At 66.4% G+C, this 19762-nt stretch carries 19 protein-coding genes and 1 pseudogene; 9 read left to right on the plus strand and 11 right to left on the minus strand.

The features are described 5' to 3' along the window. Positions 1-98: 98 nt before the first annotated feature. The 4 genes and pseudogenes from O8I58_RS11195 to O8I58_RS11210 form a co-directional block, all read right to left on the minus strand. Entirely contained in the window at positions 99-980 is an 882-nt protein-coding gene (locus O8I58_RS11195; RefSeq protein ID WP_298315770.1) for an ABC transporter permease, read from the minus strand. Beyond that, positions 977-1789, minus strand: coding sequence for an ABC transporter ATP-binding protein (locus O8I58_RS11200; protein WP_298322914.1), 813 nt, complete (start codon positions 1787-1789; stop codon positions 977-979). Before O8I58_RS11200 ends, O8I58_RS11195 begins: the two co-directional genes overlap by 4 nt. A gap of 20 nt (positions 1790-1809) precedes the next feature. Then, positions 1810-2869, minus strand: a pseudogene (locus O8I58_RS11205) (ABC transporter substrate-binding protein). A gap of 38 nt (positions 2870-2907) precedes the next feature. Then, on the minus strand, positions 2908-3804 hold the full coding sequence (locus O8I58_RS11210; RefSeq protein WP_298315772.1) for a TauD/TfdA dioxygenase family protein: 897 nt from the start codon (positions 3802-3804) through the stop codon (positions 2908-2910). A 211-nt stretch (positions 3805-4015) separates the two neighbouring features. On the opposite strand from O8I58_RS11210, the gene O8I58_RS11215 reads away from it, so the two are divergent. Together O8I58_RS11215 and O8I58_RS11220 are read left to right on the plus strand one after the other, a co-directional pair. After that, entirely contained in the window at positions 4016-4255 is a 240-nt protein-coding gene (locus tag O8I58_RS11215; RefSeq protein ID WP_298315775.1) for a hypothetical protein, read from the plus strand. 143 nt (positions 4256-4398) lie between these two features. Beyond that, positions 4399-5949 carry a TerC family protein gene (locus tag O8I58_RS11220; protein ID WP_298315778.1) on the plus strand — a complete coding sequence of 517 codons (1551 nt, stop codon included), beginning with the start codon at positions 4399-4401 and terminating at the stop codon, positions 5947-5949. Between the two features lie 63 nt (positions 5950-6012). On the opposite strand, the gene O8I58_RS11225 is transcribed toward O8I58_RS11220, so the two are convergent. The 4 genes from O8I58_RS11225 to O8I58_RS11240 form a co-directional block, all read right to left on the minus strand. Then, positions 6013-7494: an OprO/OprP family phosphate-selective porin gene (locus tag O8I58_RS11225; RefSeq protein WP_298315781.1), complete on the minus strand. Its 1482-nt coding sequence runs from the start codon at positions 7492-7494 to the stop codon at positions 6013-6015. A 49-nt stretch (positions 7495-7543) separates the two neighbouring features. Then, positions 7544-8551 carry an alpha/beta hydrolase gene (locus O8I58_RS11230; protein WP_298315784.1) on the minus strand — a complete coding sequence of 336 codons (1008 nt, stop codon included), beginning with the start codon at positions 8549-8551 and terminating at the stop codon, positions 7544-7546. A 503-nt stretch (positions 8552-9054) separates the two neighbouring features. Further along, positions 9055-9237, minus strand: a complete 183-nt coding sequence (locus O8I58_RS11235; RefSeq protein WP_298315787.1) for a hypothetical protein — start codon at positions 9235-9237, stop codon at positions 9055-9057. An 83-nt stretch (positions 9238-9320) separates the two neighbouring features. Then, positions 9321-9662, minus strand: coding sequence for a hypothetical protein (locus O8I58_RS11240; RefSeq protein ID WP_298315791.1), 342 nt, complete (start codon positions 9660-9662; stop codon positions 9321-9323). Between the two features lie 415 nt (positions 9663-10077). Here O8I58_RS11240 and O8I58_RS11245 point away from each other — a divergent pair, with 415 nt between their 5' ends. From O8I58_RS11245 to O8I58_RS11255, 3 genes are all read left to right on the plus strand, one after another. Next, complete coding sequence (locus O8I58_RS11245; RefSeq protein WP_298315794.1) at positions 10078-11277, plus strand: serine hydrolase domain-containing protein; 1200 nt, start codon at positions 10078-10080, stop codon at positions 11275-11277. A 78-nt stretch (positions 11278-11355) separates the two neighbouring features. After that, positions 11356-11721, plus strand: a complete 366-nt coding sequence (locus O8I58_RS11250) for a hypothetical protein (protein ID WP_298315796.1) — start codon at positions 11356-11358, stop codon at positions 11719-11721. 184 nt (positions 11722-11905) lie between these two features. Continuing rightward, positions 11906-12505 carry a nitroreductase family protein gene (locus tag O8I58_RS11255; RefSeq protein ID WP_298315799.1) on the plus strand — a complete coding sequence of 200 codons (600 nt, stop codon included), beginning with the start codon at positions 11906-11908 and terminating at the stop codon, positions 12503-12505. 167 nt (positions 12506-12672) lie between these two features. On the opposite strand, the gene O8I58_RS11260 is transcribed toward O8I58_RS11255, so the two are convergent. After that, the gene (locus O8I58_RS11260) at positions 12673-13623 is read right to left on the minus strand and encodes a hypothetical protein (RefSeq protein ID WP_298315802.1); all 951 of its coding nucleotides are present in this window, start codon (positions 13621-13623) and stop codon (positions 12673-12675) included. 2 nt (positions 13624-13625) lie between these two features. Beyond that, the gene (locus tag O8I58_RS11265; protein WP_298315805.1) at positions 13626-13982 is read right to left on the minus strand and encodes a PadR family transcriptional regulator; all 357 of its coding nucleotides are present in this window, start codon (positions 13980-13982) and stop codon (positions 13626-13628) included. A gap of 370 nt (positions 13983-14352) precedes the next feature. On the opposite strand from O8I58_RS11265, the gene O8I58_RS11270 reads away from it, so the two are divergent. Both O8I58_RS11270 and O8I58_RS11275 read left to right on the plus strand, forming a co-directional pair. After that, positions 14353-14784, plus strand: coding sequence for a hypothetical protein (locus tag O8I58_RS11270; RefSeq protein ID WP_298315809.1), 432 nt, complete (start codon positions 14353-14355; stop codon positions 14782-14784). Positions 14785-14815: 31 nt separating this feature from the next. Beyond that, positions 14816-15955, plus strand: coding sequence for an XVIPCD domain-containing protein (locus O8I58_RS11275; RefSeq protein WP_298315812.1), 1140 nt, complete (start codon positions 14816-14818; stop codon positions 15953-15955). A gap of 159 nt (positions 15956-16114) precedes the next feature. Here O8I58_RS11275 and O8I58_RS11280 read toward each other — a convergent pair whose 3' ends face one another. After that, a complete protein-coding gene (locus O8I58_RS11280) occupies positions 16115-17113 on the minus strand; it encodes a LacI family DNA-binding transcriptional regulator (RefSeq protein ID WP_298315815.1) in 999 nt (332 codons plus the stop codon). Positions 17114-17509: 396 nt separating this feature from the next. On the opposite strand from O8I58_RS11280, the gene O8I58_RS11285 reads away from it, so the two are divergent. Both O8I58_RS11285 and O8I58_RS11290 read left to right on the plus strand, forming a co-directional pair. Next, positions 17510-18079 (plus strand): sugar dehydrogenase complex small subunit, encoded by a 570-nt coding sequence (locus O8I58_RS11285; RefSeq protein WP_298315818.1) that lies wholly within the window; start codon positions 17510-17512, stop codon positions 18077-18079. Between the two features lie 68 nt (positions 18080-18147). Beyond that, the gene (locus O8I58_RS11290; protein ID WP_298315820.1) at positions 18148-19758 is read left to right on the plus strand and encodes a GMC family oxidoreductase; all 1611 of its coding nucleotides are present in this window, start codon (positions 18148-18150) and stop codon (positions 19756-19758) included. Positions 19759-19762 lie beyond the last annotated feature (4 nt).

Below are 19762 nucleotides of genomic sequence, written 5' to 3' on the forward strand. Positions count from 1 at the left end.
GTCGGCGACCCTGCCGGCCTGACCCCGCCTTGAGTCCGCTTGAACGACGAAGCCCGCGCGATGCGGGCTTCGTCGTTCCTGCAGGTACGCCAATCACCTCAGCGCTGCATGCCCCAGCGGCGCACGGTGATGCGCTCCAGCCCGGCGAACACCACCACTTCCACCAGCAGGCCCAGCACGATCACCATCGCCAGGCCGGCGAACACCTTGTCGGTGTAGAGCTCGTTGCGGTTCTGGAAGATGTACCAGCCCAGTCCGCCCTGGCGCGAGGTCGCACCGAACACCAGCTCGGCCGCGATCAAGGTGCGCCAGGCGAACGCCCAGCTGATCTTCAGGCCCGACAGGATCGCCGGAAGCGCGGCCGGCACCAGCAGCTGGAACACATAGCGCGGCCCGCGCAGGCCAAGGTTGCGGCCGGACATGCGCAGCGTCTCGGGCACCGACTGGAAGCCGGCGAAGATGTTCAGCGCCAGTGGCCACAGCACCGAGTGCACCAGCACGAACACCAGGCTGCCGTTGCCCAGGCCGAACCACAGCAGGGCCAGCGGCAGCAGCGCGATGGCCGGCAACGGGTTGAACATCGCCACCAGCGTGCCCAGCACGTCGCGACCGATGCGCGTGGACGCCGCCAGTGCGGTCAGCGCGAAGGCACCGGCCACGCCCAGCGCGTAGCCCTGTGCCAGCACCCACAGCGAGGTCGCCACCCGGCGCGGCAGTTCGCCACTCACCACGCCGTCGTAGAACGCACGCGCGGTCTGCATGACGCTGGGCAGCAGCAGGTCGTCATTGACCAGGCGGGCGGCGATCTCCCAGGCGATGGCCAGCACCAGCAGCACCAGCGCGCGACGCACGCCGGCGGGCAGCTGGCGATGGCGTGCCTGCGGCGCGACCGGCAGCGAGGCCTGCACGCGCACGACCTGGTGCTCGTATTCCGGGCGTACCGGCGGCAGCCGGCGCAGCGGCGTGGCGGCCGCACTCATGGCGTGGCCTCCTGGCGCGCGCGCAACGGCGTCGGTTCGGCCGCTTCGACCGGCGTCTCGAACAGCAGCCGGTGGATGCGCTGGGTCGCCTGCTGGAACGCCACGCTGGCGCCGCTGGTCGCGTCGAACTGGTGCGCGTTCAACTCCGCGCGCACCTGGCCCGGATGCGGCGACAGCAGCAGCACGCGGGTGCCGACCACCAGCGCTTCCTCGATCGAATGGGTGACGAACAACAGGGTGAAGCGCAGCTGCTCGGCCAGCTCCAGCAGCAAGCCCTGCATGCGCTGGCGGGTCAGCGCATCGAGTGCGGCGAAGGGTTCGTCCATCAGCAGTACGCGCGGCTGCATGGCCAGCGCGCGGGCGATGGCCACGCGCTGCTTCATGCCACCGGACAAGGTGTGCGGATAGGCATCGGCGAACTCGATCAGGCCCACCCGCGACAGCGCGTCATCGGCGCGCGCGATGGCATCGGCACGGCTGATCCTGCCCGCCGCGCGCAGGCCGAACACCACGTTCTGGCGCACGGTCTTCCACGGCGCCAGCTGGTCGAATTCCTGGAACACCACCACCCGGTCCGGACCCGGACCCTGCACGGCCTTGCCGTCCAGCCGGATCTGGCCCTCGCGCGGCGCGATGAAACCGGCCACCGCCTTGAGCAAGGTCGACTTGCCGCAACCCGAGGGCCCCAGCAGCACGAAGCGGTCGGCTTCGTGCACATCGAAACTCACCCGGTGGGTGGCACGCACGATGCGCGCGCCATCGGCGTACTCCAGGCTGACATCGTCCACCTGCAGCAGCGGCGTCGGCAGCGCATGCACGGTCACAGGCTCTAGCTCCCGCCCGCGATCAGCGGGTCATCGAAGAAGTAATCGCCCACCGCGGTCGGCGCCTGCTTGATCGCACCGACGTCGTGCATGAACTTGCCCAGCCCCAACGTGTTCTGCGGCGCGATCTTGAACTGCACCTGCGGGTCCTTCAGCACCTGCAGCACCTGCGCACGGTCGCTGCCGGGGTTGCGCTTGACGAACAGGTCGGCGGCTTCCTCGGGATGGGCGGTGACGAAGGTCGCCGCTTCATCCAGCGCCGCCAGGAACGCGTGGTAGGCCTTCGGGTTGTCCTGGCGGTACTTCGCGGTGGCATACAGCACCGTGGCCGAGGACGGCCCACCCAGGACCTGGTAGGAATCCAGGATCACGTGCGCCTTCGGATTACGCGCCAGCTCCTGCTGCTGGTACGGCGGGCGTGGAGAAATGCGTGGTGACCTCGTTGCCACCGGAAATGATGGCCGCCGCAGCATCCGGGTGCGGCAGCGCGACCTGCAGGGGGTCCAGCTTCAGCGCCTGGTCCTGGCCCCAGCGCTGGGCCGAGGCATATTGCAGGATCCGCGACTGCACCGACACGCCCACCGCGGGCACGGCGATGCGGTCGTCCTGGCCCAGGTCGTCGATGCTGGTCACGCGCGGGGAATTGCTGATCAGCTGGTACGGGAAATTGCCCAGCGAGGCGACGCCACGCACCTCCTGGCGGCCGCGGGTGCGGTCCCAGATGGTGAACAGCGGCCCGGTGCCGGCGCCGGCGATGTCGATGGCGCCACTGAGCAACGCATCGTTGATGGCCGAGCCGCCGGACAGCTGGCGGCTCTCGACTTTCAGGTCGATACCCTCGGCCTTGGCCTGTTCGGTGATCAGGCCGCGCGCCTCGGCCACGTCCAGCAGCAGGTAGACGATGCCGAACTGCTTGCCGATGCGCAGCGTGGCGCTTTGCGGTTCCTGCGCCGGCGATGGCGACGTCGTGCCGCCGCACGCCGCCAGCAGCACGCACAGCAGCGCAGCCAGCAACGGGAACAGGCCGCGCGGTCGGCGCGGGGCGGAAGCAGAACGTGGGGACATGGCGACAGCTCGGGGAGAGGGGAAAACAGCAGCGGCCGTCAGAACGGCGCGTCGCCTTCAATCGTGGTGCGGTAGAGCAGGCGGCGTTCGTGGTCCGGCGTGCCGGCGGCCAGGTGCATCACCGAACGGTTGTCCCAGAACACCAGGTCATGCGGCTGCCACTGGTGCCGGTAGACCAGCGATTCCCGCGTGCTCAGCGCGAACAGCTCGGCCAGCAGCGCATCGCTTTCGTCCTGCGGCAGGCCGACGATGCGCGTGGTGAAGTGCTCGCTGACGAACAGCGCGCGCCGGCCGGTTTCCGGATGGGTGCGCACGACCGGCTGCTGCACCGGCACGACCTCGTCGATCTGCGCCTGGGTCAGCGCCGGCCGGTACGGATTGCGCGCACGCAGCTCCTCGTACTTGGCCAGGTAGCTGTGTTCGGCCAGGCGGCCATGGACGGCACTGCGCAACTCCTGCGGCAGGGTGTCCCAGGCCAGGTGCTGGTTGGCGAACAGGGTGTCACCGCCTTCGCCCGGCAACTCTTGCGCGTGCAGCAGCGAGCCCAGGCTGGGCTTTTCCTTGTAGGACAGGTCCGAGTGCCAGTAAGCCCCGGCATCGCCCAGGCCGATCGGCTTCCCGTCCTCCTTGATGTTGGAGACGATCAGGACTTCCGGATGCCCTGCCAGCTGGAAGTTGCGCAGCACATGGATCTGCAGCGGGCCGAAACGACGGCTGAAGTCGACCTGCTGGGCCGGCGTGATCCGCGCATCGCGGAACACCAGCACGTGGTGGTCCAGGTGTGCCTGCTTGATCCGGGCGAAGGTCGCCGTGTCGACCGGGCGTGACAGATCCAGGCCGAAGACCTCGGCGCCGAGCGGCGCGTCGAAGGGCACGATCTGGACGGCATCAGGAAACGGCGCCGAGGGGGAGATGGCAACGGCAGCGGAGGCCATGGCAGAACACCTGTACACGGAAGGGAACCGGCGCTTCCCTGTGCCGGACCGCCACCCTAGGCAGGCCCGTGCCCGGCGTGAAATGGCGATCGGCACCACCCATATGCGTTTTCCGTCATAAGCGGGTGCATCAGTCGCCGTGGCGGGCATTTCCGCCGTTTGGCCTGCAGTGGGGTGGCATGCACTACCCTGCGCCAGCGTTGTGCCAGCCGTGCAACGCAACGACTTTTTTGTCGCCGCCATCCCTGGCGGCAATCCCCGGATCAAGTCCGGGGCAGGTGCTCCGGGCCATCGCTACGCGATGCCAAAAACCTGCTCCGGACAGTTTTTGGCGCGCCGATTGCGCTTGCAGGTGCCCGCCTCGCGCGGGCATCTGATTTTCCATAACGCTTGCAGTGATCCCGCAGCAGGCGGCCGCAACCCGGCGCCGGGCTTCAACCGCAGCTTCTGAAGATCGTATGGCAACCGCCAACGGCGCCACGCGCCGCGGGCGTCTTCCTGCGCGGCCTTGGGATGACAGGCCTGACAGCGGCCAACGGCGCCCTCACGATCCCATGCGAGACTGCGCGGCCTGACGTGATTTGAGATGTAACGATGGAATGGCTTGCCGACCCCTCGATCTGGGTGGGTCTTCTGACACTGGTTGTCCTGGAGATCATCCTGGGCATCGACAACCTGGTGTTCATCGCCATCCTGACCGACAAGCTGCCGCCCGCGCAGCGCGACAAGGCGCGCTTGATCGGCCTGGGCCTGGCGCTGGGCATGCGCCTGATCCTGCTGGCGACGCTGTCGTGGATCATGAAGCTCACCGATCCGCTGTTCGCCATCGCCGGCAAGGCGTTCTCCGGGCGCGACCTGATCCTGCTGATCGGCGGCGCGTTCCTGCTGTTCAAGGCCACCATGGAACTGCACGAACGGCTGGAGCCGTCCGAGGCGCACCACGGCCAGGCCAGGGCGTATGCCGGCTTCGGCCTGGTGATCACCCAGATCGTGGTGCTCGATGCGGTGTTCTCGCTGGACTCGGTGATCACCGCGGTCGGCATGGTCGACCGCCTGGGCGTGATGGTCGCGGCGGTGATCATCGCCATGGCGGTGATGATGCTGGCCAGCAAGCCGCTGACGCGCTTCGTCGGCCGCCATCCGACGGTGGTGATCCTGTGCCTGGGCTTCCTGCTGATGATCGGCTTCAGCCTGCTGGCCGAAGGCATGGGCTTCAAGGTTCCCAAGGGCTATCTGTACGCGGCGATCGCCTTCTCGATCCTGATCGAGGGCTTCAACCAGTGGTCGCGCTTCAACCGTGAACGCCATGCCCGGCAGAAGCCGTTCCGCGAACGCACGGCCGAAGCGGTGATGCGCCTGCTCGGAACACGCACCGACGCGCAGGACGGCCACGACGATCCGGAACAGGCACGGGATGCGACCGAAACCCTGCACCCGGCCGAACACGACATGATCCGCAGCGTGCTGACCCTGGCCGAGCGCTCGGTCTCGACGGTGATGACGGTGCGCGCCGACCTGGACTGGGTCGACACCAACCGCAGTCCGGCATCGACCGTGCAGAAGCTGATCGAGTCGCCGCACACGCGCCTGCTGGTCTGCGACGGCGAACTGGACAGCCTGCACGGCGTGGTCCAGAGCCGCGACCTGCTGGCCAGCGTGCTGCGCGGCGAAGCGCTGGACCTGGTCGTGGCGGCGCGCGAACCGCTGGTCCTGCACGAGAGCACCACCGCGCTGCGCGCGCTGGAGCAGATCCGCGAACACCCGATTCCGCTGGCGGTGATCGTCGACGAATACGGCGGCATCGAAGGCCTGGTCACCGCCAACGACCTGCTGGCCGCCATCGCCGGCGACCTGGCCGACACCCAGGATGCCGACTATGGCGTGGAAACCGTCAGCGACGATGTGTGGATCGTCGATGGTTCGATGAGCATGGACGAGATCGAACGCGCCACCGGCGTGGCACTGCCACGCTCGGTCAACTACCAGACCCTGTCAGGCCTGTTCCTCAACGCGCTGGACCGCCTGCCGGTGGCTGGCGATACGCTGACCGTCGGCACCGTCATCGCCGAAGTGACGACCCTGGAACGCCGCCGCGTCGGCAAGGCCCGCCTCAGCCGCCGCGCGGCGCCCGACAGCACCGTATAAACCGGCGTGCAGGCAGGCCCTGGCCTGCCTGCAGATCCAGCCCGGATCGGGAACACCAGCGGATTAGAACGCCACCTGCGCGCGCAGGCCCACGGTGTTGCCCGAGTCCTGGCCCTGGTAGCTGCCGACCTTGTTGTTGGTACTCCAGTGGACCACGTTGAGCATCAGCCGCGACCAGTTGTTGAGGTACCAGTTGACGCCCACCGTCCACGCATCGCCTTCGCCGCCACGGGCGGTGTCGGTGTAGTCGTAGTCGTCATAGCGGGCCAGCAGCTCGAACGCGCCCCAGCCCCCTTCGGTCACCGGATTGAGCACCTTGGTGGTGCTCCACAGGCCGGAGCGGGCGGAGAAGCCGGGCTTCTCGCCGGTCAGCAACCAGCCGGCGGAGTAGCTGCTGGCCTTCTGCTCGCGCGAGGCCTCGCTGGAGGAGTTGATGGTCCGCACGGTGGTTTCGGCGAAGGCCCAGCCGCTGCGCCACACGCCGCCCAGTTCCGCGCCCCATGCATGGTCGTCGGTCGGGTTGGCGATGGAGCTGGCCGAAACACGCACTTCGCCATTCCAGCCCAGTGCGACCTGCGAGGTCTTGTTGATGCTGGTGACATCGCCACCCAGGTCCTCGTACCAATACCAGCCGCCGACATGCAGGAATCCGGCGCTGCCCTTGACCGGATTCCAGTGGGCGCGGGCCAGGTAGGCGATGGTGTCGTTGGCACTGCTGTCGTTGCCCACGTCGTCGCCGGTCACCGCCAGGCTGGCGTGCCAGTTGTCGCCATAGACCTTGGTGGTCAGGCCCAGGCCGAAATAGCCGCTCTGCATGCCGCCGACCGAGGCCACCGCATTGCGCTCCATGAACGGCGTGGTGGTGTTGCCGGTGGCGCCGTCGATGCTGCGGTCCTTGAGCTTGTTACCCACGTAGAACTCGGTCGGCAGCCCGCCGATCCTGGTCTCGTAGGAAGCGTAGATATCCTTCAGCGTGACTGCGTTGCCGGCGAAATCCGCTTCGATCTTGTAGCCCACGTCGCCGTAGGTGCCTTCGGCGCCAAGGCGGCCGCTGGCCAGGTCGGTGCCGGTGACGTTGCGCGCATCGAAGCCCGAACCATGCGTGCTGCTGAAATCCATCAGCACCCGTCCGCGCGGATGGAAGGTGAAGGTGCCGTCGGCCGACTTGAACTCCGGCCCGCCCTTGCGCCAGTTGACGTTGCCGTCGCCACCGGTGCCCTTGGTTGCCATCTGCGCGACCTGCGCCTGCAGGATCGCCAGGTCATCGTCCTGGCGGGTATCGGCGACCGCCGCGGCGACCTGTACCTGGGCCGGATCAGGGGCGGGCGATGCCGATGCATCGGGTGCCGCCTGGTGTTCCAGTGCGGACAGGCGCTGGTTCATGGCCGACAGCTGCGTCTTCTGTTGTTCGATCTGCTGGGCCTGCAGTTCGATCATCCGGCGCAGCTGCGCCTCGGTTTTGCTGTCGGCCAGCGCCGGCAGGCTGACACCGGCCAAAGCGGCCGCCACGGCCGCGCCGAGCGCAGCCTTGCGTGCATGGATCATGGTGGTTCCCCGTGAGTGGAATGGAGGCCTGCGCGCGGCAGGCGCGGCGTCAGTCGCCATCGCCGGAAACAGCCGGCGCCTGTTTGCCTTGGTCATCCGCCGCGCCCGATGCGCCGGCCGGGGCCGTCCCCCCCAGGAAGCCATGCCGGCGTGCCCAGGTAGCGAACAGCCGCGGCCACTGCGCCGGCGCCGTGCCCGGGACGCCCATGCCCCAGCTGTGGCCACCGGTTTCGAATTCATGCAGCTCCACCGGTACCTTGGTCTTCAGCGCGGTCTGGTACAGCAGCAGGCTGTGGCCGACGTCGACGATCGGATCGTCCACGGCCTGGGCGATGAACATCGGCGGCATGTCGGCGCGCACGTGGTCTTCCACCGAATACGCACTCTGGTAGTCGGGCTGGGTGGACAGCTCACGCGCGCTGCGGGTCTTGTCCAGCGGCGGCTTCATCGACACCACCGGGTACAGCATGCCGAGGAAGTCCGGCCGCGAGGACAGCGTGTCCACCGCATCGATGCGCGGGTAGAAATCGTGGTCCCAGCGGGTGGCGGTAATGCCGGACAGGTTGGCGCCGGCGGACGAACCGATGATGCCGATCTTGTCCGGGTCCACGCCCCACTCGGCGGCGTGGCTGCGCATCAGGCGCATCGCGCGTTGTCCATCCTGGAACGGCGCTTCAGCCTTCCAGCCATCGGCCGGCAAGCGGTAATACAGCACCGCGCTGGTCACGCCGATCGAAGCGAGCCACTGCGCCATCGGCCTGGCAGCGGTGCCGATCTGGATGCGGAAATAGCCACCGCCACCGACGATCAGCGCGGCACTGCCGTTGGGCTTGGCGGCGCGATAGATCTCGATGCGGGGGTTGGAGACGTTGCTGACCGCGCCGTTGGCGCTGCCGTTGCTGCCGACTTTTTCAGGTCCGGACGTCGCCTTGGGCAAGCTGCCCGCGGGCCACAGATCGATGGTTTCCACCGTGCCGGCCTGCGCCCACGCAGTGGGCACGATGCCCAGGCAGGACAACAGGCACGACAGGACGATGACGCGGGTTGATACGCGCATGGATGGCCCCTCCCAAGGCTTCTGTTCCAGCACATGACCGTCGGATCGGCGGCGTATGTGCCCAATCGCCCGACGTGTCGCCGGGCGAGGCAGGATTTATAGGCCAACCCTGCTCGGCTGCAGATAGCGAATTGGAGTTAGGCCGATGGAACTATGCAGGACGCAGGCCCGGCGTTCGGCCTTGCGGAGGGACTGCCTGGTCCACGCAACGGCACAACGCCCACCGTGGATCGAAGCCTGTCGCCGACGCCTGGCCGCCAGCGCGCCAACCGGGACGGCGAGGCACAAAAAAAATGGCCGGGGGGAACCGGCCAAGAAGGGGATTGCCCCCGACCCTGCGTGCGACCTGCTCATGGCCGCGCCCGGGGTCCTTGCTGAGCGGCATCCATGGCCGGTGCGGGGCTGCTGTCGGGGGCAGGACCAGCATGCCTGCGCGCCTGGACGAGGTCTGTCGGTCGATGGCCCGCTGGCCAGTAGGAAAAGTCCGAATGCGGAGCGCGCGGCTACAGATCCAGCAGGCGTTCCAACTCCTGCAGCGCAATCGCACCACTGGCCACGTCCTCGGCCAGGGTGAAATCAAGATCGGATTCGGCATCGTCGTCATGGAGGGTATAGCCATGGCGTTCGAGCAGCGCGCGCTTCTGCGCGGCATTCAACAGGTACAGGACCGAGGGAAACTTCTGCATCGAGGGGCGGTGTGGCGGCAGGCCGGAAGCGGAAAACCCACGAATTCTAACGATGCCTGCGCCCAATGGCGGCCCCGCATGGCTCAGGCCGCGTGCTCGTCCAGCGTCGCCGTCCGCAGGCTCGCCCGCAGCCCTGCCCGGGCGCTGGTCCAGCCAGGACAACCGAAGCCGACCAGGATGGTATCGGTGGCGATCTCGAAGGCCGCGGTCTGCTGCGGGGTGAAATTGCGCGACAGGTCGTCATAGACCTCGGAGAACGCGCCCCACCAGTCGATTCCGTCGCCCTGGCTGTACTGCTGGGTGGCGACGTATTCAAGGATGAGATCGATGGCCTGGCGAACTTCCTGGTCGCTGACGCCACGGCGGAAAATGCGGACCTCCACGTCTGACGCGGCCTGCGCCAGGAAAGGATCAACTACGTTCATGCGATGCCACGGGGACTGAATTCGGGCGGCATGGTGGTGCCTGCATTGTTTACGGCGGGTATACGCAAACCGAACTTCCCATGACACCTGGCATGCAGCGCGCCGATGCCGCAACGCACCACGCGGCGATGCGCCAACGAGATCGCCGGAATGCATGCATCGCAGCGCTTTTCTGAATCAAGCGTGTCGTTTCAAAGACGCCAACCCTGGATGTCCAGGTGCTGACTGCACGGTCATCCCACGCGGCGAGGCCGCTCACGATCGTCATGCCCGGCGCCACGTCTTCGAACCTGCGGATGAAGCGCCGCACCTGGCCGACGTTGCTGTCGCAGCAATGTCATTACCGCACCGAACATGCGAGCGCACCCGCGTTTGCCGCAAGATGCGATGCACCGTTGCCGATCAAGGCTCCCGCATGCGCCGACTCGCCTGCTTCTGTGCCGTCCTGCTGTCCATCGCCACTGCGACCGCCGGCGAACCCATCGCCGCCGTGCGCGTCAACTTCGACCGCCATGGCATCACCGACAGCAGCGCGCGAGGCATGGCCGATGTGGCGACCCAGCGTGCGGTGACCCCGGACGATCCGGTACGCGTGGCGTCGATTTCCAAGCTGGTGGTCGCCATCGGCGTGATGCGGCTGGTCGAGGCCGGCACGCTGGATCTGGATGCCGACGTCTCCCCGCAGCTGGGCTGGACGCTGCGCAATCCGCGCTTCCCGAAACGGCCGATTACCTTGCGCCTGCTGCTGTCGCACCGCTCCAGCCTGACCGATGCGGCCGGCTACTACGCCACGCCACTGGATGGGCAGCTGAAAGACACGCTGGATGACCCGCGCGCGTGGGATACCGAACACGCGCCAGGCACGTTCTACCGCTACACCAATCTCAACTTCCCCATCGTCGCGGCGGTGATGGAGCGCGCGACCGGCGAACGCTTCGACAAGCTCATGCAACGGCTGGTGCTGGCGCCACTGCAGCTGGACGCCTGCTACAACTGGGAAACCTGCAACGACGCGACGGCCGCGCGCGCGGTGGTGCTGTACGACAAGGACGGTGTGGCGGTGAAGGACGACAACCACGGCGCCAGGCCGGCGTGTGCGGTGGTGCCGGCAGCCGATGGCCGCTGCGATCTGTCGCTGTGGAAGCCGGGCCGCAACGGCGCCACTTTCGCCCCGCAGGGCGGCCTGCGCATCTCGGCCAAGGGACTGGCCAGGATCGGTCGGCTGCTGCTGGGCGATGGCGAAGTCGATGGCGTGCGCCTGCTGGCGGCGAAGTCGGTCCGCACGCTCGAATCCCCGCTGTGGACCTACCGCCCCGGCAACGGCCAGGCCTTCGAGGACGACGACGGCGCCGCACCCGGCCAGGCCACCCTGTGCCGCTATGGCCTGGCGGTGCAGACCCTGGCCACCCATCGTCGTGGCTGCGGCGATGACCTGTTCGGCGATGGCATCGCCCGTGTCGGCCACGCCGGCGAGGCCTATGGCCTGCTGTCCGGCCTGTGGATCGACCGCAAGGCCGGCACCGGCGTGGCCTACTTCGCCACCGGCGTCGAAGTCACCCCTGCCGGCAGGCATTCGGGGTTCAGCGCGATCGAGGAAGCGCTCGCTGCACCTTGAGACCCATCGTCCGGCACCCTATCTCAATCCGGAATCAGCCGCCTGTCACCGGGCCGTTATCTGACTGATGGATCGCCCATGCTCGAATGGATGAAATCCCTGTTCAACCCCGTCTGGTACCGGCCGGAGAACCTGGCCCGCGTCTGGGTGCGGGAGCGCGTCGGCGCCAAGCTCATGCGCCTTTGCACGGTCATGGTGGTCCTGGCGCTGTGCACCAGCTTCATCTCCCTGCCGCTGGCTGGCTACGTCGACTCGGTGGGGCTGGATGCAGCGTTGTCGATGCTCGACCTGCAGCTCAGCGTGTGTCTCGCGTTGTTGATGGTGCCGGTGGTCGGCTTCATCCGGCGCAAGACTCCGAGACGGAGGCGGGTGAGCTTCCTGCGCAAATTGCGAAACCTCAGGTTGCTCAGGGAGCTTATCGCCACGCCCTGGTATGAACGTTGATTGCGGCGCCCTTCCCAAGCTACCCGGCCGCCGAGAATCCATCAGATCCAGACGTCAGCGGCAATCCGTGCGCGCACGTCCAGGATGATTGCCATTTTCGGAAATGGATTGTCTCGCCTGGCGGTCTGGTTGCCGGCGGGGCGGCCGCTTAGGCTGCCTGCACTTTCCCACCGAGCCCGCCACCATGACCAATGCCTTCCTCCACGCCCACAAGACGCGCCGCACCCAGTACGTGCTGGGCAAGACCCTGCCGCTGCCGCAGGACGAGCTCAGCGCTCTGATCCAGGATGCGGTCAAGCACACGCCGTCCTCGTTCAACTCGCAGAGCTCGCGCGTGGTGATCCTGTTCGGCGACCAGAGCGTCAAGTTCTGGGGCCTGGTGGCCGACGAGCTGCGCAAGATCGTCCCGGCCGATGCCTTTGTCGCCACCGAGCAGAAGCTGAGCAGCTTCGCCGCCGGCGCCGGCACCGTGCTGTTCTATGAAGACCAGGACGTGGTGAAGGGCCTGCAGGAGAAATTCGCCCTGTACGCCGACAACTTCCCGGTGTGGTCCGAGCAGGCCAGCGGCATGGCACAGCTGGCCGTATGGACCGCGCTGGCGACCGTCGGCGTGGGTGCCAGCCTGCAGCACTACAACCCGCTGCCCGATGCCGCCGCTGCGGCCGAATGGAACCTGCCGGCCAGCTGGAAGCTGCGTGCACAGATGCCGTTCGGTTCCAACGAAGCACCGTTCGGCGAGAAGGGCTTCATGGATGATGGCGAACGCTTCCGCGTCTTCGCCTGATCCATCACCGCGCCGGGCGCCTGACGCCCACGTGTGCTGACCCGCAACGCCCCGGTGGAGTCCTTCCACCGGGGCGTTGCGCTTGGGGAGATCCGTTCGCTTCCGGTGCAGGACCCTGGCTCCAGGTCGCCTCCGGCACCGATGTACGCCAACTTCAACGCGCGATGCTAGCTATGCCGCACGCCGACCTGCGGCGTGGGTCGCACGCTGCGATACGCAACGACCGCCATATGCACCAGGCTGTACAGGGCCACCAGCACCACCAGGCCCTTGAAGGCGCTGTCGCTGGCCTGGGTCATGAACGCCGGGCCATCCAGGACGGTCCAGATCATCGCCGCGCAGGTCAGCAGGCCCAGCCCGAGTTCGAGCCTGCGCAGCAGCGGCGACCAGCGGCCACGCACCATCACCGCGGCAAACAGCGGCAGGTTGAGCAGGATCAGGCCGAGCAGCACCGGCGCTTGGCGGTGCAGGAACTCCGGCGTGTACGTCAGCGCCGCATACGCGGCCGGCGCGGCGCGCCCATGCCAGAGCACATCCAGCATCCAGGTCGGATCGAGCAGCACCGCCACGCCACACACGATGCCGACCATCCCGAACGCCATCGCCACGCGACTGCCCTGGATGCGGTCCGGCGCACGCGGCGTCCATTCGGCGCGCTGCGGCTGGCGGCGGCGCGCCCATGCGGCCAGGCCGAAGCCCAGCACCAGCGCACCCGGCCACCACAGCGCGCCTGGCAGCGCGGCTCCCCACCAGCGGCCCAGACCCAGCCAGAACGCTTCGGCCGATGCCGCCGGCTGCTGCAGCTGGCCCAGCAGGCCCGCGCCCCAGATCACCGCAAGCCCGATGACCGTCGTCCACAGGAAGGCACGGCCGTCGACTGGATCGATGATGGTCACCGTGGGCCGGTAGCGCGCCGCCGCTTCCGCTGGCCGACCGAAGCCGCGTACCAGTCCAATCGCCATGTCAGCATCGGGCGCACGCCCGGCCGACGCGGCGCGGTCCTGCAGCTCCTCGTCCAGCAGGGCACGCAGCTCGAAAGCCACATCGTTGCGCTGCCGGCGCGGCAGGCGCACGGCGACGTCGGTGACATAGGAATCGATCACATCGTGTGCGTTCATCGTCATGCCTCTTCAAGGAGTCGGACCATCGCTTCGTTCATGCCCTGCCAGGATGCGGTGAGCTTCTTCAGCAATTTCCGGCCTTCCGCGTTGAGCGCGTAGTAGCGCCGCGGCGGGCCGTCCTCGATCTTCCATTCACTGCTCAGCACGCCCTGCGCCTCCAGTCGGCGCAGCAGCGGATAGAGCGTGCCTTCCTCGATCGGCAGGCCGCTGTCGGCCAGCGCCTGGCGCAGGCTGTAGCCATAGCGTGGCTTGCGCAGCTGCGACAGCGTGGCCAGCACCAGCACCCCGCGGCGCAGCTCCAATTCGAGTTTCCCGAAAGCCTCTATATCACCCATGCCGCGCACACTACTGTGCATCACACAGCCATGTCAACGAGGAATTCGGTCGGACGGATTCCCCGAAGAGCACCTGCAGTTCCGGCATCTCTTCCCGGCGAGACCGCGCGGACGCCTTGCCCGCCCGACACCTCGATCCGATGCTCATTGATCTAGCGATTGGTCTATGGCCATCGCACCGATGCTGTCTGGAGCACGCGGTCCAGCACTACCATTTCGACGAGAATCCTGTCGATTTACTGGGTGTCACGCTCCTCGTCGCCGTTGCGCGATACGCAGTGCACGTGCAAGAACATCGACGCTATTGCATGAATCCCAGGTTCAAGGAAATAACACCGCCTTTGGTTTAACCTCCAGGCTCTGTGCCACACCCTGCGTCACTGGAGGATGCATGCGAACAATCCACGGAAGCCGCGCGTCGACACCCATCGGTGGCTCGCCAGCGCCGCCTTACTCCAAGCGACTCAAACGCTCGCTCTGCACCATGGGCATGGCGTCTGCTTTTTTCCTCTCACTGACGGCGTGCGCCATGCAAGATACGGATACCTTTGATTCAAATGCTTGGAAGGCACAGCGCGGCGTAGAGTTCGAGAAGAACCAGCGTGTCCATATGCTTTCTGCCATGAAAAAATTCATCCATGTCGGAATGGCTCGCCAAGAGATCATTGCCCTTCTGGGAGAACCCGATTACAGCGATAAGGACGGCACGCAATCGCTCGATGTCTATTACATGGGGATTCCCGAATTCAGTATCGATACCCAGCAATACGAGATCCGCTACCAGAACGGAAAGATCACGAGTCATCGCGCATCACAGGGCTGATGGCGCTTAAGTACTTCAAGAGGAAACAAGGATGTCGGACAGAACTGATCTCAACGAGATCCGCACACAATTTCAGGTCGCCGAAGAGCCCCTCATTCAGTATCACCCAAGGCTCATGGGAATGGTGGACATTCCAGGAACTCATGCGGTCGAATTGACGGAAACAGAAGGAACACTCATCGACCGGATGGTCGGCAACCGAGGTCTTCCGGGTCTTTTTGACCTCAAAGGCACCTACGACCTTGCCTTTAGCGAAAGCAAAGCGCGCTATCCAAACAACCCGTTGCCCGCTGGCATTCCAGAAGAACGCAGCAACGAATGGCAACAGAACGACGGTCATCGTGACGCGTATCGACACGCCTACTGGAATGCATTATTGGGCAAGGAGTTCGGCGACGACTGGGCAACAGCGTTTGCCACAGCACATGAAGGGCGCCCCGGCAATCCGGCAAACAGAGAGGCCATGGACCTCTACAACAACCAGATTGGACGCGCTATTGCCATTGCAAATCCGCATGCTTCCAAAGAAGAGCTTGCAACACTTGTCGGGGGCGCGCTGCAGGAAGGGCGGCTTGTACTGATGGACAGCAAAGGTCAATTGGCTTGGAGTGATCAGGTTGCAGTGGGGCAACATGGACTTTCGCCAAACGAGGTCATCCAGGCGCAACGGAACACTCCAGAAATCGTTCCATCCGAGTCGTCCCTGCGTGGTCGTTCGAACTCATCAAGCGCTGCGGATGACGCCCCCTTCATTACCCCAGACAAGACTGGCCATCCGCGCCACAGCCTCCACCAGCAGTGCAGCGCTGGCGTTGACGCGCTCGACCAGCAGCTTGGGCGGCCGTCGGACCAGAGCAGTGCGTGCATGAAGGCCAGCCTGACCACGCTGGCGGCGACCAATGGGTTCGAGCGCGTGGACCATGTTTTGCTCAGCAGGAACAGTGGCGAGACGCAGGCCGGGCAGAACGTGTTCATCGTCCAGGGCGATCCGAGAGATCCGACGCACCTGCGTGCACACATGCCAACCGGGCAGGCGGTCAACACACCGGTGGACGTCTCGTTCCGCGAGCTGGCGCAGGTCGATCAGCAGCAGGCGCAGCTGCAGGCCACGCAGGTGATGACGCCGCAACAGGATGCGTTCGGCCACGGTGCACGCACGATGGGAGCATGAGCTAGGTGCTCGACCCCCGCTGCTCGCAGCGTCGATCATCGGGGCGCCACCTGACCCGTTGCTGATGTCGCGCAGCGCCTGCGGTTCCTCCGGTGCAAGCGAACACGCGGTTTGATGTTCAACTGCGTCGATGCTCGACATCAACGCGATCGGCCGGCGCTATCCGAGCTTCCTCACCGATCTGCGCAGGATCAGCTCCACGGGTACCACGGTATTCATCGCGGCGGCCGACGGATCGCGCATCCGCAACTGCAGTGACTGCACCGCCCATCGAGCCTGCTCCACGACGTTTTGCCGCAGCGTGGTCAGCGACAACATTTCGCTGGAGGCGGCGGGGATGTCATCGAAGCCGATGACAGACACATCATCCGGCACCCGCAATCCGAGCGCATGCAGGCCATTGATGGCGCCGATAGCGACGAAATCGTTGACGGTGAAGATGGCCGTTGGCGGTTCGGGTTGGCGCATCAGTGCATGGCTGCCGCGCCAACCCGAATCAGTGTCGTTGCGACCGATCTGCACCTGCGGCGTCAGCCCGGCCTCGGCCATCACCTGCAGATAGGTCTGCAGGCGCTCAGCGTCGGCCGGCTCCGGGCCGCCGCCGATATGCGCGATCCGGCGATGCCCCAGTGCGATCAGATGCAGCATGGCCGTGCGCACGCCAGCTTCGTCATCGGCACTGACCGTGGAAACATCGGGGTGATCGACACTGCTGCCCAGGTAGACGCAGGGCAGGCGCCGGGCGATCTCCGCGATGGCCTTGCCGCCATGCGGGGTACTGATCAGCAGCACTCCGGCCGCACGCAACGAGATCAGCCGGTCGCTCTCGCGCAGGCTGGACGCGTCATCCAGCGCACGCAGCGAGACCACCGAATCCAGGCCAGCGCGCGCCAGCTCGGCATCCAGCGCCTGGGCCAACTGCATGTGATACGGGTTCATCGGCTCGCCGATGGCCAGGCCGACCGTGTTGGACTGCGCCGACGCCAGGTGGCGGGCGGCCATGTGCGGGCGATACCCCAGCGCCGTGGCGGCCTTGACGACGCGCTCGCGGGTGCTCGGCTTGACCCCCAGGTCGCCGCGCAATGCCCGGGACACCTGCGCGCGCGACATGCCGACGACGTTGGCCACGTCCTCGAGCGTTGCATATTTTTCCGCCACACCACCTCCTGACCGTGCGCCTGGAAGGTCCTGGTTCGCAGTTCCGCCACCAGGCGCGCCGAGCGGCGGAAATCCTAACCCATTGACACCTGGGGACCGCCTGCCTACATTGCCCCGACCAAAAATGACCGCGCTCTCATTTTCGCCGATTGCAACACCCCCGACGCCACGATGTGGTGCTCGCCGGCGTTGTTTCCTCGTCAGGGAAGCACGACCCAATCACGCCCGCACCGATGCACGACAGACGAACACCCGTCTTTTTCAAAGAAAATGACCGCGCTCTCATGAATCGAAATACGCCGCTCGATCCGCACCCCGCGGGCCGACCCGGCCACCCCAATGCCCGGCGCGGCTGATGGCTCCTACGCGCCCACCACTCCCCATCGAGATCTCGCCATGACGCACCCATCGATCCCGCCGGAGCAGCATCCCGGCACCTTGCCCCGGCGCAAATTCCTGGTCACCGCCCTGTGGGGCATCGGTGCGGTCAGCGTGGCCACCAGTGCCACCTGGAGCTGGGCCCAGGCGGTATCCGCCACGGACACGCCACGCGCACCGGCCAGCTTCATCGCGGTGTCGCGGCTGTTGACCGGCCACACCATCGACGCATCGCTGGCCGACCGCGGCTGGGCGGCCATCAGCGCACGCGAGACCGACTTCGCCCAGCGCTTCAGCCAGCTGGAAGCGGCCATCACGCGCGCCGGCCTGACCGACATGCAGGGCTGGTCCGGCTCGGCCATCGCAGCCGATCCCGCGCTGAAGGCCACCGCATTGGCCATCGTCAGCGCCTGGTACCTGGGCGTGGTCGGCCAGGTCAAGGACCGCGCCGAGGATGGCCCGGCCTTCATCACTTACGAAGGCGCGCTGATGTGGCGGCCGACGCTGGATGTGACCGTCATCCCCACCTATGCGCGCGGCCGTCCGGGCTTCTGGAAGGACAAGCCGGCCAGCGTCGCCACCGACTGAAACGCCCCGCCCTCTCCCTCTTAACCCAGCCAGGAATGCCATCGCATTCCCGGAGCCAGGACCCCCCCATGGCCAATACCCAATACGACGCCGACGTCATTGTCGTCGGCTCAGGCGTGATCGGCAGCATCGCCGCCCATAACCTCGCCCAGCAGGGCAAGTCCGTCCTGCTGCTGGAAGCCGGCCCACGCGTGCCGCGCTGGAAGATCGTCGAGGCCTTCCGCAATTCCGGCAACGCCAGCTCCAACGGTGGCAACCGCAACCAGCCTTATCCCAACGAGGAATGGGCACGGACCTCGTTCACCCCGGGCTACATCGAAAACAGCGGGCCGGTCGAATACATCCCCGGCATGCTGCGCCTGGTCGGCGGCACCACCTGGCACTGGGGCGGCGCCTGCTGGCGGATCCTGCCCAACGATTTCAAGCTCAAGAGCCTGTACGGCGTGGGCCGCGACTGGCCGATCGGCTATGACGAGCTGGAGCCGTACTACGCCCGCGTCGAAGTGGAGATGGGCATCTCCGGTGACGACCACGCTGACTACAGCGGGCATGCCGGTGCCCCGTATCCGCCGCGCAGCATCCCCTTCCCGGTCCGTCCGCAGGAACTGAGCTACTACAGCCAGCGGTTCGCCGAACGCGTGGCCGCCGGCGGCTATCCCTTCACCTACCAGCCCAATGGCCGCGCCACCGATCCCTACGGCGAGCGCCCGGCCTGCGTGGGCAACAACAACTGTTCACCGATCTGCCCGATCGGCGCGCAGTACAGCGGCGATCGCCATGCCACCAAGGCCGAGCGCGTCGGCGCCACGCTGATCGACAACGCCCCGGTCTACAAGATCGAAAAGGCCGCCGACGGCAAGAAGATCGTCGCGGTCCACTACCACACGCCGGAAGGCAAGAGCGTGCGCCTGACCGCGCGCTATTTCATCATCGCCGCGCACGCGATCGAGACCCCGCGCCTGCTGCTGCTGTCGGACGTGGCCAACTCCTCGGACATGGTCGGTCGCAACCTGATGGACCACAACGCGTTCTCGCTGACCCTGCTGGCCGACGAGCCGCTGTGGTCCGGCCGTGGCCCGGTCCAGCAGGGCGACGTGCTGAAGTGGCGCGATGGTCCGTGGCGTTCCAAGCACGGCGCGATCCGCTACGAAATCGGCAATTTCGTCGGCAACGTGCAGATCGCCCAGCGCCTGCTCGCGCAGGGCGTGATGGGTCCGGAACTGGACCAGCGCATCCGCCACATGGCCGCACGCTGGACGCCGATCTCCTCCAACATCGAAAGCCTGCCCGACCCGAGCAACCGGGTCACCCTGCATGCCAGCAACAAGGACAAGTTCGGGCTGCCACTGCTGAACATCCACTACGACGTCAGCGACTACGTGCGCGCGGCCGGCGAAGTGGTCAAGCAGGATTTCGGCAACTTCCAGACCCTGCTCGGCGCCGAGGTGTTCGAGAAGAACGTCAGCACTTGGGAGAACCGCGACCATCCGATGGGCACGGTGATCATGGGCACCGACCCGAAGGACTCGGTGGTCAACCACGAGTGCCGCACCCACGACCACGACAACCTGTTCCTGGCGACCACGGGCGTGATGCCGGCCTCGCAGGCCAACAACCCGACGATGACCGGTGCGGCGCTGGCCATGCGCTCGTCAGACATCATCGCCAAGGAACTCTGAGGAC

The organism is Pseudoxanthomonas sp. (assembly GCF_027498035.1).
Classification (GTDB): Bacteria; Pseudomonadota; Gammaproteobacteria; order Xanthomonadales; family Xanthomonadaceae; genus Pseudoxanthomonas_A.